Origin of the sequence: Mucilaginibacter jinjuensis, from assembly GCF_028596025.1 — a bacterium.
Lineage (GTDB): Bacteria > Bacteroidota > Bacteroidia > Sphingobacteriales > Sphingobacteriaceae > Mucilaginibacter > Mucilaginibacter jinjuensis.
In genome coordinates, this window is the sequence record NZ_CP117167.1 from 3,115,984 (window position 1) to 3,131,242 (window position 15,259).

At 45.4% G+C, this 15,259-nt stretch carries 12 protein-coding genes; 10 read left to right on the forward strand and 2 right to left on the reverse strand.

All coding sequences use genetic code 11. The features are described 5' to 3' along the window. Positions 1–144: 144 nt before the first annotated feature. Genes PQO05_RS14115 through preA form a run of 6 tightly spaced genes read left to right on the forward strand, consistent with a single transcriptional unit; the run spans position 145 to position 7,958 of the window. Positions 145–1,497, forward strand: a complete 1,353-nt coding sequence (locus PQO05_RS14115) for an aminotransferase class III-fold pyridoxal phosphate-dependent enzyme (RefSeq protein WP_273627958.1) — start codon at positions 145–147, stop codon at positions 1,495–1,497. A gap of 16 nt (positions 1,498–1,513) precedes the next feature. Next, entirely contained in the window at positions 1,514–3,034 is a 1,521-nt protein-coding gene (locus PQO05_RS14120) for an NCS1 family nucleobase:cation symporter-1 (protein ID WP_273627959.1), read from the forward strand. Beyond that, positions 3,018–4,400, forward strand: a complete 1,383-nt coding sequence (gene hydA, locus PQO05_RS14125) for a dihydropyrimidinase (protein ID WP_273627960.1) — start codon at positions 3,018–3,020, stop codon at positions 4,398–4,400. The genes PQO05_RS14120 and hydA overlap by 17 nt, the downstream gene beginning before the upstream one ends. Before the next feature lie 33 nt (positions 4,401–4,433). After that, the gene (locus PQO05_RS14130) at positions 4,434–5,300 is read left to right on the forward strand and encodes a nitrilase-related carbon-nitrogen hydrolase (protein ID WP_273627961.1); all 867 of its coding nucleotides are present in this window, start codon (positions 4,434–4,436) and stop codon (positions 5,298–5,300) included. A 17-nt stretch (positions 5,301–5,317) separates the two neighbouring features. Further along, positions 5,318–6,685, forward strand: a complete 1,368-nt coding sequence (locus PQO05_RS14135; protein WP_273627962.1) for an NAD(P)-dependent oxidoreductase — start codon at positions 5,318–5,320, stop codon at positions 6,683–6,685. A gap of 4 nt (positions 6,686–6,689) precedes the next feature. Then, positions 6,690–7,958 (forward strand): NAD-dependent dihydropyrimidine dehydrogenase subunit PreA, encoded by a 1,269-nt coding sequence (gene preA, locus PQO05_RS14140; RefSeq protein WP_273627963.1) that lies wholly within the window; start codon positions 6,690–6,692, stop codon positions 7,956–7,958. 33 nt (positions 7,959–7,991) lie between these two features. Here preA and PQO05_RS14145 read toward each other — a convergent pair whose 3' ends face one another. After that, positions 7,992–9,662: an alpha-amylase family protein gene (locus PQO05_RS14145; protein ID WP_273627964.1), complete on the reverse strand. Its 1,671-nt coding sequence runs from the start codon at positions 9,660–9,662 to the stop codon at positions 7,992–7,994. A 439-nt stretch (positions 9,663–10,101) separates the two neighbouring features. On the opposite strand from PQO05_RS14145, the gene PQO05_RS14150 reads away from it, so the two are divergent. The 4 genes from PQO05_RS14150 to PQO05_RS14165 all read left to right on the forward strand — a co-directional run bounded on the left by PQO05_RS14150 (position 10,102) and on the right by PQO05_RS14165 (position 14,626). Next, positions 10,102–11,697 carry an acyl-CoA carboxylase subunit beta gene (locus PQO05_RS14150; RefSeq protein ID WP_273627967.1) on the forward strand — a complete coding sequence of 532 codons (1,596 nt, stop codon included), beginning with the start codon at positions 10,102–10,104 and terminating at the stop codon, positions 11,695–11,697. Positions 11,698–11,807: 110 nt separating this feature from the next. Then, positions 11,808–12,965, forward strand: a complete 1,158-nt coding sequence (locus PQO05_RS14155) for an acyl-CoA dehydrogenase family protein (protein WP_273627968.1) — start codon at positions 11,808–11,810, stop codon at positions 12,963–12,965. Further along, a complete protein-coding gene (locus PQO05_RS14160) occupies positions 12,952–13,800 on the forward strand; it encodes a beta/alpha barrel domain-containing protein (RefSeq protein ID WP_273627969.1) in 849 nt (282 codons plus the stop codon). Before PQO05_RS14155 ends, PQO05_RS14160 begins: the two co-directional genes overlap by 14 nt. A gap of 1 nt (position 13,801) precedes the next feature. Beyond that, positions 13,802–14,626, forward strand: coding sequence for an enoyl-CoA hydratase-related protein (locus PQO05_RS14165; protein WP_273627970.1), 825 nt, complete (start codon positions 13,802–13,804; stop codon positions 14,624–14,626). Positions 14,627–14,632: 6 nt separating this feature from the next. Here PQO05_RS14165 and PQO05_RS14170 read toward each other — a convergent pair whose 3' ends face one another. Further along, entirely contained in the window at positions 14,633–14,833 is a 201-nt protein-coding gene (locus PQO05_RS14170) for a hypothetical protein (protein ID WP_273627971.1), read from the reverse strand. Between the last annotated feature and the right edge of the window lie 426 nt (positions 14,834–15,259).

Genomic DNA, 15,259 nt, shown 5'->3' on the forward strand with positions numbered 1-15,259 from the left:
TAATAAATTGATTAAATGAGATTTTAAACTCATTTATCTAAAATATATAGTTTCAGATTTAACACTAAAAATTGAATTTGAAATAAGTGTTGGTTAACTTTAATAGTGTATTAACAAAATATTGAACATTAGCTACTTAACAATATGCAAACCACAGAAACACTAAGCGAAGCCGAAGAAATTATCCAGAACAGCATGGATTACACCCTGTTTTCGTGGAGTAAACAGAAAGGCATTAACCCCATTGCGGTAAAGTATGCCGAAGGGGTTTACCTATACGACTACGAAGGTCAGCGTTATATCGATTTTTCGTCAGGTTTGATTAATGTGAACATTGGTCACGGTAATCAGCGGGTTACGCAGGCGGTGGTTGAGCAAATGCAGCAGGTAAGCTATGTTACGCCGGGTTGTGTTACCAAAGCACGCGGCGACCTCGGTAAAAAACTCGCCGAGATTACGCCGGGCAACCTCACCAAAACCCTCTTTACAGTTTGCGGTGCTACAGCTATTGAAAATGCCATTAAGCTGGCACGTATGTATACCAGCAGACATAAGATTATTGCGCGGTACCGGGCATTTCACGGCTCATCTTACGGGGCAATGACGGCCGGGGGCGATCCGCGGAAGTTAGCTGCCGATTCGCAGCAGGCACCGAACATTGTACATGTAGAAGATCCGTACTGCTACCGTTGCCCCTGGGGGAAAGAGATTAGTTCTTGCAACCGGGAGTGTGTAAGTCATATAGAAAGAGTAATTGAGTTTGAAGGCCCTGAAAATGTGGCCGCCATATTAATGGAGGGCGAAAGTGGCTCATCAGGCTGTATTAAGTACCCGCCCGATTACTTACAGAAGATCCGTGCGCTATGCGATAAACACGGCATTTTATTAATTGCCGATGAGGTGATGAGCGGATTTGGTAGAACTGGCAGATGGTTTGGTGTTGATGTGCACGGCGTTGTGCCCGACATGATTGCCACCGCCAAAGGCATAACCGCGGGCTATTTGCCACTGGGTGCGCTGATTGTAACCGATACCATTGCCGATTATTATAACGACAGGCCGCTGATGTTGGGGTTAACCTATTCGGCACATCCGGTAACCTGCGCGGCTGGTGTTGAGGTACTTAAGATTTATGAAGACGAAAACCTGATCGAAAACGCCGCAGCCATGGGCGCATATATTGAACAGCAGGTTGAAGAAATGAAATTGATACACCCATCAATCGGCGATTTCAGGAATACGGGGTTACTGGGTTGTATTGAACTGGTGAAAAACCGCAATACCAAAGAACCAATGGCGCCATTTAACGCCAAGCCCGATGAAATGGCCATTATGAATAAAGTGGCTGCCAAGATCAAGGAACTGGGTATGTACGCTTTTGTGCGGTGGAACTATGTGTTTATTGCCCCGCCGTTATCTATCACCAGAGCACAGGTTGATGAAGGGCTGGCAATTATATCGAAAGCATTGAGTATAGCAGATGAATATGTATATTAAGCATTTGTAAATCACAATGGCAGAGCAATTTAGCACAACGGCAAAAACAGACGGGCAGCTTTACAGCGAAGACCTCGCCCCGGTACCGATGGACAAACGATCATGGGGTACCTGGAACTATGCAGCCTTATGGATCAGCATGAGTTTGTGTATCCCTACCTATATGCTGGCCAGTTCACTGATAGAAGGCGGCATGAACTGGTGGCAAGCCATCCTAACCGTATTGCTGGGCAATAGTATTGTGCTTTTACCCATGATATTGAATGGCCGTGCCGGTGCTAAATACGGTATCCCGTTCCCTGTTTTTGCAAGGGCAAGTTTCGGTACAAAAGGCGCGAACATCCCGGCTATGCTGAGGGCGGTTATTGCCTGCGGCTGGTTTGGTATCCAAACCTGGATTGGCGGGTTTGCTTTGTATCAAATGGTTAAATTGTGGGTGCCTGCTATTGCTACGCTACCACAGGTTTTTCCGGTATCATGGTCATTGCAAACAGGGCCGGCTATTGTTTTTGTGCTGTTTTGGCTCCTTAATATGTATTTGGTTTACCTTGGAGTTGATAGTATTAAAAAGCTCTTGGTTTTCAAAGCGTTCTTTTTACCTGCTGCGGCTTTGGCTTTATTGTTCTGGGCTATATCTGCCGGGCATGGTTTAGGGCCTATATTGGCGCAGCCATCTAAATTTAAAACACATGGCGCTTTCTGGGCTTTCTTTCTGCCGTCGCTAACAGGTATGGTTGGTTTTTGGGCAACGCTGTCCTTAAATATTCCCGATTTTACAAGGTATGCTAAAAGTCAGCGGGCACAGTCGATGGGGCAGGCTATTGGTTTGCCAACATCAATGACGCTGTTCTCCTTCATTGGTGTGGTGGTTACATCGGCAACTTTTATTATCTACGGCCAAACGATATGGGACCCGGTTGTGCTGGCCGGAAGGTTTGATAGTAAAATACTGGTGAGCTTTGCCATGCTGGCGGTGGCTTTATCTACGCTGGCTACCAATATTGCAGCTAATATTGTAAGTCCGGCTAATGATTTCGCGAATCTGTCGCCACAAAAAATAAGCTTTAAAACAGGCGGATATATCACTGGTATATTGGGTATTATGATCTTCCCCTGGAAGTTAATTGCCGACCCAACCGGTTACATATTCACCTGGCTGGTAGGTTACTCGGGCTTACTCGGGCCAATTGGCGGAATTATGATTGTGGACTATTATTTCATCCGTAAGCAAAACCTGCATCTAGATGAACTTTATCAGCATACCGGCCGCTACAGTTTTAAAAATGGATTTAATGGTTATGCCATTGTGGCTTTACTGTTGGGTATCCTGCCCAATATACCCGGCTTTTTAACCATTATCAAAGTATTGCCTGCAAATACCGTTTGGCCATGGCTGGTATACGTTTACAATTATGCCTGGTTTGCCGGGTTCTTTATTTCGGGTTTGGCTTATTGGATATTGATGCCTGCCCTTGAGCCTGAAACTATCACAATAACAAACTTGGAGGAGGGAAATTACAATGTCGGTACTTATTAAGAACGGAAGGATTATTACGGCCAGTGCTGATACCCTTGCTGATATATTTATTGAAGGCGAAACCATTAAAACCATCGGCAAAAATTTACATGTTGCTGCTGATGAGGTTATCGATGCGGAAGGTATGCTGGTTTTCCCCGGAGGGATAGATCCGCATGTACATCTGGAAATGCCTTTTATGGGAACATTTTCCAGCGATACTTACGAGACCGGTACCCGCGCTGCCTTGTATGGCGGTACCACAACTGTGATTGACTTCATATTGCAAACGCAGGGACGTTCGCTGAAAGATGCTTTAACCGAATGGCAATCCCGCGCTACAGGCAACGCCGTTGGCGATTACAGTTTCCACATGGCGGTGACTGATTTTAATGAGGATACCAAAAAAGAGATTAAGCAAATGGTAGAGGAGGAGGGCATTACTTCTTTCAAAACCTTTATGGCCTACAAGGGCGCTTTGATGGTTGACGACCGCCAGATGGTTGGCTTGATGCAGGAGGTGAAAAAACAAGGCGGGATGGTTACAGCCCATGCCACCAACGGCGATATGATTGATTATCTTGTTGCCAAGCACAAATCAGAAGGAAAACTATCACCTCTATATCACTACTTATCGCAACCCGAAGTTACCGAAGCCGAAGCATCTGGCAGGTTTGCGCACATGGCGGCTTATACGGGTTGCCCGGCTTATATTGTCCACCTTACCTGCGAGGGCGCTTTAAATGCGGTTAGGGATGCCGGTAAACATAATTACCAGGTATTTGCCGAAACCTGTATCCAATATTTATTGCTCGATGCCTCACTGTATGAGCAGGATTTTGAGGGTGCTAAATGGGTAATGAGTCCGCCGCTGCGGGAGTTGAAAGATCAGCGCGCTTTGTGGGCGGGCATTAATCAAGGCTTGTTGCAAGTGGTAGCTACAGATCATTGCCCGTTTATGTGGGAGCAGAAAAAGATGGGCGAAAAAGATTTCAGCAAGATCCCGAACGGTCACCCGGCTATCGAGAACAGGATAGAGCTGTTGTACTCTGAAGGTGTGGCGAAGGGTAAGATCAGCCTCAATAAATTTGTAGAAGTGAGCAGCACCAATGCAGCTAAGATCTTCGGCATGTTTCCGCGAAAGGGGACTATCGCCGTGGGGTCTGATGCTGATATTCTCATCTTCGATCCAAACGCTAAACATACCTTATCAGCCAAACATCACCACATGAATGTAGATTATTCGGCTTACGAAGGTTGGGAACTAACAGGAAAAGTAAAAACGGTTTTATTACGCGGCAAGGTGGTAATTGATAATAACCATTGCCTGGTTGAAAAAGGTAACGGCACGTTCATTAAGCGTAATAAGGTAAGTAACATCATATAGAAAACTAACTAACAACCATAAAGAACTACATCAATGCCAAGAATCATTAAATCGGGATTAATACAAATGAGCCTGCCCAAAACCGAGGGCGAGGGAACGATCAAAGAGATTATGGATGCTATGATCCAAAAGCATATTCCATACATCGAGCGGGCTGGTGAAGCCGGTGTACAGATCTTATGCTTGCAGGAGATTTTTACCACGCCGTATTTCTGCCCCGGTCAGGATGCCAAATGGTATGCCTCTGCCGAAGCCGTTCCCGGCCCGACTACCGATTTAATGGCCGAGTATGCCAAAAAGTATAACATGGTGATTATTGTGCCCATCTATGAAAAAGAGCAGGCTGGCGTGTTGTATAACACCGCTGCTGTAATTGATGCTGATGGTACTTATCTGGGTAAGTACCGCAAAAACCATATCCCGCATACCAACGGTTTCTGGGAGAAATTCTTCTTCAAGCCAGGCAACTTAGGCTATCCGGTTTTTCAGACCAAATACGCCAAAATTGGGGTTTACATTTGTTATGATCGTCATTTCCCAGATGGCGCGCGATGTTTGGGTTTGAATGGTGCAGAGATCGTCTATAATCCATCGGCAACGGTAGCCGGTTTATCGCAATATCTGTGGAAATTAGAGCAACCAGCACATGCCGCTGCTAATGGTTATTTTATGGGCTGCATTAACCGGGTGGGTGAGGAGAAACCCTGGAATCTGGGCAAATTCTACGGAACATCATACTTTGTTGATCCTCGCGGACAAATTTTCGCGCAGGCATCAGAAGATAATGATGAATTACTGATCTCTGAATTTGATCTCGATATGATTGACGAGGTGCGCAGCACCTGGCAGTTCTTCCGCGACCGCCGCCCTGAAACTTATGGTAAGCTGACTGAACTTTAACGCGAAAGGCCAAACCTATGTCCATTACCAACTTCCGGCTTACAACCGATGAGTACGATGCCAACTTTGCCGACATCCACCCGCCCTTCGAAAACCTGGCGGCGGCATTGGTAGAGGCTAATCGCTGCCTGTTTTGCTACGATGCGCCATGCATAAAATCGTGCCCAACGAGTATCGATGTGCCGAAATTCATTAAGCAGATTACTACCGAAAACATTAAAGGTTCGGCACATACCATTTTTTCATCCAATATTATGGGTGGAGGATGCTCACGCGTTTGCCCGGTAGAAAAACTGTGCGAAGGTGCCTGTGTGTACAATTTGCTGGAAGAAAAGCCGATTGAAATTGCACGCCTGCAAAGGTATTCGACAGATATAGCCATCAGCCATAAATGGCCTTTATTTAAACGGAAGCCATCAACAGGTAAACGGGTGGCGATAGTGGGAGCTGGTCCGGCGGGATTGTCTTGTGCACATGTGCTATCTCGTGAGGGCGTGGATGTTACTGTTTACGAGAAAGAAAGTAAAGGCGGCGGCTTAATGACTTATGGTATAGCTGCTTATAAAGTAACCCCCGCGTTTTGTGAGGAGGAGGTAGATTATATCCTTTCAATAGGAGGCATCGAAATTAAATACAATCAAACCTTAGGCGAAAACATAAGCTTAGCCGAACTGCAAAGTAATTACGATGCGGTTTACCTGGGCATTGGCGTGGGTTTAGCCCGTCAGCTCAATATTCCCGGCGAAGAATTGGAAGGTGTGGTAGATGCTATCAGCTTTATTTATGATATCCGTAGCAAAGGCTTTAATCAGGTTAAGGTAGGAGATAGGGTAGCGGTAATTGGAATGGGGATGACGGCCATTGATGCCGCCACGCAAGCCAAACGTTTAGGCGCAAAAGAAGTAACCATGGTTTATCGCCGCACCGAGGCCGAAATGCCTTGCACAACAGTCGAGCTGGATCTGGCCAAACTGGACGGCTGCAAAATTATCTGGCTGGCTGCCCCCAAAGAAATTACCGGCGAAAACGACCATGTAAGCCAACTGCATTGCAGCACGATGGTTTTAGGCGAACCCGATGCCAGCGGCCGACGATCGCCAATTGATGCGGGTGAAACTATTGTGTTGAATGTAGACATGGTGATTAAAGCCGCCGGACAAATGCCTTTTGAGGCTTTGGTTACCAGTAATAACATCGACCATCAATATGGCAAAATGTGGGTGGATGCCAATAGCGGCACCAGCATACCAGGCGTTTTTGCCGGTGGCGATTGTGTTAACGGCGGTAAGGAAGTTGTTGATGCTGTGCAGGCCGGTAAGGACGGCGCAAAGGGCATCCTCAACTATCTAAATGTAAACCAACCTGTAATTACTAACCAATACTAAGATTATGGCAGATATATCATCAAACTTTTTAGGTATTAAATCGCCCAATCCGTTTTGGTTAGCGAGTGCACCACCGACCGATAAAAAGCTCAATGTATTACGCGCTTTCGAAGCCGGTTGGGGAGGTGTGGTTTGGAAAACGCTGGGCACGCAGGTAAAAAATGTGTCGTCACGTTATTCGGCAGTCGATTATCATGGCAGCCGGGTGATGGGGTTCAATAATATCGAGCTGATCTCTGACCGGCCTCTGGATATCAATCTCCGCGAGATTAAAGAAGTTTTAAAAGAATTCCCCGACAGGGCACTGGTGATTTCTTTAATGGCCGATAACAGTCGCGAGAGCTGGCACGAGTTGACTAAAAAGATGCAGGATACAGGTGCGCATGGCCTCGAACTCAATTTTGGCTGCCCGCACGGGATGACCGAGCGCGGCATGGGCGCAGCCGTAGGCCAAGATCCCGAGATTGCCCGTATGGTGGTAGAGTGGGTTATGGAGATTGCGGAAATTCCGGTAATTACCAAGTTGACCCCTAATGTACACTCTGTAGTGCCAACAGGTTTGGCTTCGGTACAGGCTGGTACTAATGCTTTATCTTTGATTAATACTATACAATCAGTTACAGGTATCGATCTGGATACCTTTGTGCCCAATCCTAATGTGGCCGGTAAATCTGCATTTGGCGGTTACTGCGGTCCGGCGGTTAAACCCATTGCTTTGAAAATGCTGGCGACTATTGCGCAGAACGAAACTACGCGACGGGTACCCATATCTGGCATAGGCGGCATCAGTACCTGGAAAGATGCGGTTGAGTTTATGCTCCTTGGCGCATCAAACGTGCAGGTTTGTACAGCGGCTATGAAACATGGTTTCCGGATTGTGGAGGATATGTGCGAAGGTTTGAACTACTGGATGGAAGATAAAGGCTTTAAAACGTTGGATGATTTCATCGGCAAATCTGTACCTGCCTTAACCAATTGGGAAGATCTCGATATTAATTATCACATTGTTGCCAATATTAACCAGGATAAGTGTATCCATTGCGGGCTGTGTTATATTGCCTGTGAGGATACCTCGCACCAATCCATCGCGCTCGATTATGGCAAGCCTTATAATAAATACACGATTAAAGAAGAAGAATGCGTAGGCTGTAACCTTTGCAAACTGGTTTGCCCGGTTGATAGATGTATTACCATGGTTGAACAACGCAAAGGCGACGAATACCTGAACTGGAAAGATTTCCAGCGCTTAGGCCTTCCGCTTAACGATCATTAACAATATATTTTAACTGGGCTGGGCATATAATTATCACGCCCAGTTAAAATGTACTTCCCTGTTATTTAATTTCCACTTTTCGGGCTGAATGTTTTCCATCCAATCTAATGGTTCGCCTAAAGGTTGCTGTTTGGCTGCCTGGGCAAAAGCTTGTTTTATGGCCGCTTTCTGGGCTTCGCCAATGGCTTCGGGTTGGGCTGAAATGAATAGCGGTGCACCGCTTTCGGCCAGTAATTGCAGCCATTGTTTGTTGCGTTCCCATGAAATATCGGTGGTAAGGCCAACGCAATCACCATCTACCGCGTAAAACTTGTTGTGCTGTGGTAAGCGGAATGCCAATGTATTAACACCCATTTTGCGTGTGCGTTCCCATTCGCGGCCACTGGTATCGTCGCCAATGCGGCACATTTCAAATATGCCCGCGCTTAGATGGCTCATGGTATTGCAGCCTATCACGTAAATGCTGTCTCCGGCTGCTTCGCGGATGGCGTGGTACAGGTCGAGGATAATCTCCGCGGTGGTTTTGCTGCGGTCGTTAAAGTTCCAGCCGGGTGCGGTAATGCTGTCTTTCATGTTAGCACCCCAACGGCCGGTAATATCATAGGTGCTAAAATCGTGCTTCACCATTTCGTAGCCCCATTGCTTGTAAACCTCAAAATTGTGCTGAATCCGTGCAATGTTTTCCGGAATGGTAGGGTCGAGCACCGGTGCTTTGGGATCGTCCCTGCCAGGAATTTTCGGTGCTAATAAACTGGACTTTTCATCGTGCCTTGCACAAAGCGGGCGCATCCATAGTCCGGGGCGCATGCCGAGTTTTTTAATCTCATCACCCAACAGGTGCATATCTTTAAACTTATCGTTCGGTTTCGAGAAATCATCGTTCCAGCCGCCATCGCCCGGTAATAATGGCGAGTAGGTGGCCCAGCCTGCATCAATTACCGAAAATGGTTTGTTACTGTTATCAGTAACCAATTCTGCCATCATAGCTGTAGTTTTCTTAATCAGGTCGAAATTGTTATTGCCGTAGGCAAAATACCAGTCGTTTATGCCATAGATAGGTTGTTTAGGTAAACGCGGCTTTTCGCACATCATCCCACAAAAACGGTGATCGGTATGGAAAGCATTTTCGCCCGGTTTGCTGTTGGTGGTAATGATATCGGCAGCGTGCAGACTGCGGTTGCCCAATAATACACCATTACCGCCCGAATGAGTATCTAACGTAAGCTCCAAACTATCCGTGCCTAAGCTCCACCAGCAAATACTTTTGGCCCCGGTTTTTACACCGAAGCAGGTTGTTTGCTTTCCATCAGCAATTAATATGTACCAGGGATTTTTAACGGCAGATAGATCAGTTTTCCATTGCAGATCGCCATACGAGCGTTCGAATGCATCACCCAAAAACTTAACATCTGTATTTATATGGTGCTTCCATTTTAAACGTACCGCGTTTAATTGCTGCGTTGGCGAGGTAACGTATATTCCCTTAGCATTGCCATTCGTTTTAATAGTGACCTCAATATCCTTGTAGTTAAATACAGAACCATTGCTACTTTTTAGTTTAAACCATTCGTCGCCGGATTGCGCCCAGACTTCATCCGGCACGTTGATCGTGCTTGTTTGAGTTGATGTTGCGTAAGTAAGTCTGCTTAACAAAAGGGTTGCAGCAGTGCCTGCGGATAGTTTTATGAAATTTCGCCTTTGCATAATGGTAGATGGGATTGGTTTATAAAGGTTCGTTTCAAATATAATGTAAGGTTGACAAATATTCGTGCCATTGTTGGTATTTCAATTAGCAAAGTTGTTGGTGACAACACCAACAACGGCGTAGAAGGGTCATGCTGAGGCACTCGAAGCATGTGGGCAAAGGCCTATCTGCGCCATATATACCGTTAATAAATAGTTGGCGATGCCCAACGCACATGATTCGAGTGCCTCAGCATGACACCCTACACTATCAGCAAAAAAAATGCGTGTAAGCATTAACCTTCCCTGCATTCCATATTAAATTTCTCCCCACATTTTGATTCCTCATTATTATTTGCGTACTTGTGCAAATGCTATGCATGCATAGTATTTTTATGACCAATTTGAGCCCCTGCGCTATTTTTTATTATAAACGGATACTGAATTAAAATTCATTGTAATGGATTATTTAATAAATAACCTCGAAAAAAAGTTAAGCGATGTTAAGCTTGGCGGTGGATTAAAAAAGATCGAAGCCCACCAAAAGAAAGGCAAGCTAACCGCCCGCGAACGAATTGATCTGCTTGTGGACAAAAACAGCGAACAACTGGAAGTTGCTGCCTTTGCCGGGGATAATATGTACACTGATGAAGGCGGCTGCCCGGGTGGCGGCGTTGTGACGGTGATAGGCAAAGTGGCAGGCAGATTATGTGTAATTGTATCAAACGATGCCACGGTCAAAGCGGGCGCCTGGTTCCCGATTACGGCCAAGAAAATACTGCGTGCGCAGGAGATTGCGATGGATAACCAGATCCCTATTATTTACCTCGTGGATAGTGCGGGAGTTTACTTGCCGATGCAGGATGAGGTTTTCCCGGATAAGGAGCATTTTGGTCGCATCTTCCGCAATAATGCTAAAATGTCGTCGATGGGGATTGTGCAGGTTTCGGCCATTATGGGAAGCTGTGTGGCAGGCGGGGCGTATTTGCCCATCATGTCTGATTATGCTTTTATTGTAGAAGGCACCGGCTCAGTTTTCCTGGCGGGATCATACCTCGTGAAATCATCTATCGGCGAAGAGGTTGATAACGAAACTTTAGGCGGAGCAAGTACCCATTCCGAAATTTCAGGTGTAACAGATAATAAATATCCTGACGATGCATCTTGCCTGGAGGCGATCAGAAAGGTGTTTGATAAATTAGGGCATAATAACAAAGCAGGCTTTGATCGTGCTGAACCGGAATCGCCTAAAAAGAATCCCGAAGAGATATTCTCCATACTTCCCGAAGACCGTACCAAACCTTACGATATGGTTGAGATAATCAAGCGCCTGGTTGATAATTCTGAATTTGAACAGTACAAAGAGCTTTACGGTCAGACTCTGTTATGCGGCCTGGCCCGTATTGATGGCTGGGCTGTGGGCATCGTGGCTAACCAACGCAAGGTGGTAAAATCGAAAAAAGGGGAGATGCAGATGGGTGGGGTGATCTACTCGGATTCGGCAGACAAGGCGGCGCGCTTTATTATGAACTGCAACCAGCAGAAAATCCCATTGGTGTTTTTGCAGGATGTTTCGGGTTTTATGGTAGGTAGCCGGTCAGAGCATGGAGGCATTATTAAAGACGGCGCTAAAATGGTTTCGGCCATGGCTAATTCGGTGGTGCCCAAGTTTACGTTCATTATCGGTAATTCTTATGGAGCGGGCAATTATGCCATGTGCGGCAAGGCTTATGATCCAAGGCTAATCTACTCCTGGGTTACCGGGCAGATGGCGGTAATGAGTGGTGCATCAGCAGGTAAAACCTTATTACAGATCCAGGAAGCAGCGTTAAAAGCCAAAGGCATAGAGGTTGATCCGGCAGAAGAAAAAGTTTTACTGGATAAGATCACTGCCAAATACAACGAACAATTAAGCCCTTATTACGCCGCAGCCCGGTTATGGGTTGATGGGGTTATTAACCCTCTTGATACCCGCAAAATTATCTCGATAGGTATCGATGCAGCTAATAATGCACCTATAACTGAGCGTTATAATGTAGGTGTGATACAAACATAAATAATTGTTATTCAAATATATATTGAAGTTAGTTGATGAATTGCTTTATAATTAAACAGAACTCAATCAACTACTCACTCAATTAACCATTCAACAAAAAATTAAAAGATATGACTACTATAGAAACTGAAATTGATGAGCAATTAGAGCTGATTAAACATAGCGCCAGAGAGTTTGCCGAAAACTATATCCGCCCGCATGTGATGGAGTGGGATGAGGCGCAGATATTCCCGGTGGACCTGTTCCACAAAATGGGTGAGCACGGCTTTATGGGTGTACTGGTACCCGAAGCTTACGGCGGTTCGGGATTGGATTACCAGGCGTACATTACCATTATCGATGAAATATCGCAGGTTTGCGGTTCAATCGGTTTATCAGTTGCGGCGCATAATTCGTTGTGTACCAATCACCTGTTAACTTTTGGTAACGAGGAGCAGAAGAAAAAATATCTGCCCTTACTGGCTTCTGGTCAGTGGATTGGTGCATGGGGTTTAACAGAAACCGGCACAGGATCTGACGCTGGCGGGATGAGCACTACCGCTGTTCTCGATGGGGATGAGTGGGTGATCAACGGTTCTAAAAACTTTATTACCCATGCCATTAGCGGAGATGTTGCCGTGGTGATTGTACGTACCGGCGAAAAAGGGAACAATCATGGGATGACAGCCTTCATTATCGAAAAAGGTACTCCGGGATTTTCGGCAGGCAAAAAAGAGAACAAACTGGGTATGCGTGCTTCGGAAACCGCCTGTTTGTTTTTTGATAATTGTAGGGTTTCTAAAGATAATGTATTAGGTGAGGTAGGCGATGGCTTTGTACAGTCGCTCAAGGTTTTAGATGGTGGTAGAATCTCTATTGCGGCACTTTCATTGGGTATTGCAAAGGGTGCTTACCATGCGGCTGTTCGATACGCCAAAGGACGCGAACAGTTTGGTAAACCTATTGCACAGTTTCAGGCTATTGGCTTTAAACTGGCTGATATGGCAGTTAAAGTTGAGGCCGCAGAACTGATGATCCGCAAGGCCGGTGTGATGAAAACGCATGGAGAAAAGGTGACTAGCATATCGGCCATGGCTAAGTATTACGCATCTGAGATTTGTGTGGAGATAGCGAACGACTGCGTGCAGATCCACGGCGGCTATGGCTATACCAAAGATTACCCTGCCGAAAAATATTACCGCGATGCCAAGCTGTGTACCATAGGTGAAGGGACTTCAGAAATACAGAAGGTTGTAATTTCAAGGGAGATTTTAAATGAAAATTATTGAATGCCCAAGGGATGCCATCCAGGGAATTAAGCATTTGATTTCGACAGAAGCCAAAGCGCATTACATCAATCAGCTTTTGCGAGTGGGGTTTGATACCATTGATTTTGGCAGTTTTGTATCAGCTAAAGCTATCCCGCAAATGGTAGATACGGCGGCTGTGTTAGATTTGCTGGATATGAGTAATACAAAATCCAAACTGCTGGCTATTGTTGCCAATGAACGCGGTGCTGCCGAGGCCTGTGAGTTTGAGCAGATAGCATGTTTAGGTTACCCGTTTTCGATATCAGAGACGTTTCAATTGCGGAATACGGGCGCAACCATTACTGAATCTGTTGATCGTGTTAAAGTGATGCAGGAGCTGTGTATGAAGCATAATAAACAATTGGTCATATACATCTCAATGGGTTTCGGTAACCCTTATGGCGATGAATGGAATAGTGATATCGCCATTAAGTGGGTGGAGGAGTTGAGCCAATTGCAAATCAATGTGTTTTCACTGGCTGATACCGTGGGTGTGGCTGATCCGCAAAGTATCAGTTATATGTTTAATAACCTGATCCCGGCTTTTCCCGAACTGGAATTTGGGGCACATCTACATACTACTGCATCAACCGTAAATGAAAAACTGGAAGCTGCCTGGCAAGCCGGTTGCCGTAGATTTGATGGCGCTATTTTAGGTTATGGCGGCTGCCCAATGGCACAGGACGAGCTGGTTGGTAATATGCCGACTGAACAATTGGTTGATTTTATGTTGAACAAAAATCAAAACCTGAGTTTTGATAAACAGCAGGTTTTAAACCTCGAACCATCTTTTAAACAATTAATAGCACACTAATATGTATTTCTCATTAATGGCTATCGGCAAGTTTGCCCGGGTAAAATTCAATTTTATTGAGGTTGAAGAGCAGGGCCATCTATTTAAAATTATACTGAACCGCCCCGATAAGCGCAATGCTTTTACGCCAACTATGGTTAATGAGCTGGGGTATGCGCTATCTTATGCGCAACAGAACAATGAAATTTGGTGTGTTGTGGTAGAAGCCCGCGGACCGGTTTTTTGCTCGGGAATGGACTTGAACGTTTTCCAGAACCCCGAACTCGATCAACATAATGAAACTTTGCCCCAACCTAAAAGCCTGATCACCATTGGCGATGCCTTTCGGATGCTCAATAAACCATCCATCGCTAAAATACAAGGTGCCGTAATGGCCGGTGGTTTTTTGCTGGTTGGCGGTTGTACGTTTGCTGTTGCTGTTGAAGAGGCAGAATTTAGCCTGCCCGAAGTTAAGCGCGGCATCTTTCCGTTGCAGGTGATCTCAACCTTATTAAATATTACTTCGCCTAAGCAGGCTATGCAAATGTGTATCCTTGCCGAAACATTTTCGGCTAAAAAGGCGCAGGAGGTTGGTATTGTAAGCCATGTTTGTACTAAAGAAACATTGGATGAAACCTGTGATCAGCTGGTAGAAACAATCCTCGGCCATTCCCCATTTGCCATTGGCAAAGGGTTCGAAGCATTTAAAGCGTTGGAAAGCCTGCCCGAAATGGCACGTTACATGTACCTGGCCGATCAGTTAGCCAAGATTCGCGCGTCTGACGACGCGCAGGAAGGTATCAACGCATTTAAAGAAAAAAGAAAACCGGTCTGGAAAAATAGTTAGCGTGCCTTAGCGCTTGTTTCTGAACTGCTGATAAGCTGCCAGGTGCTTTAGAATATTGCAAAGCTGAAGCGTGTACACAGCTATTTTGCCGGCGATGTAAATGCTCTGTAAATCATTGCCTTTACAATTGCGGTAATCTTCGTTTAACAGGTTCAATTTCAGGTCCATTTCATCCCTTTGTTTTAATAAAAGTTCGTACTCGTGCATGGGGTTTGTGTCTGGTTGTTATTGTTGATGCAGTATTCGGTACAATAATAATTCAGAACAGATGGCTGATAAACAATCATTTTATTCATGTTGAATGAGGTTTGTTCGTTTCGGGAAATTTACTGATTAGGGATGCTTTTTGTTGTAGTCTACCAGGTATCTGCAATTTTGACGACCAAAATTTAATAATGTTAGAAGTAATAGCACTGTCATTGCATTCCCCTAAATTAGGGGAACACTAAGCCATTGCAACTTGCAACAGCGTTAATAAGGGGTATAAATTAGGTTGATCAAACTTGTGGATGTCTTTAGCAAATGATTTGCCGCTGTGTTAATGGGTAGCCTCTACGAGGCATGACCGTCCTGATAATTACATCTACAAACAGGTAGCCCCGATGGGGCATCAAGATTTATGATCACACGGTG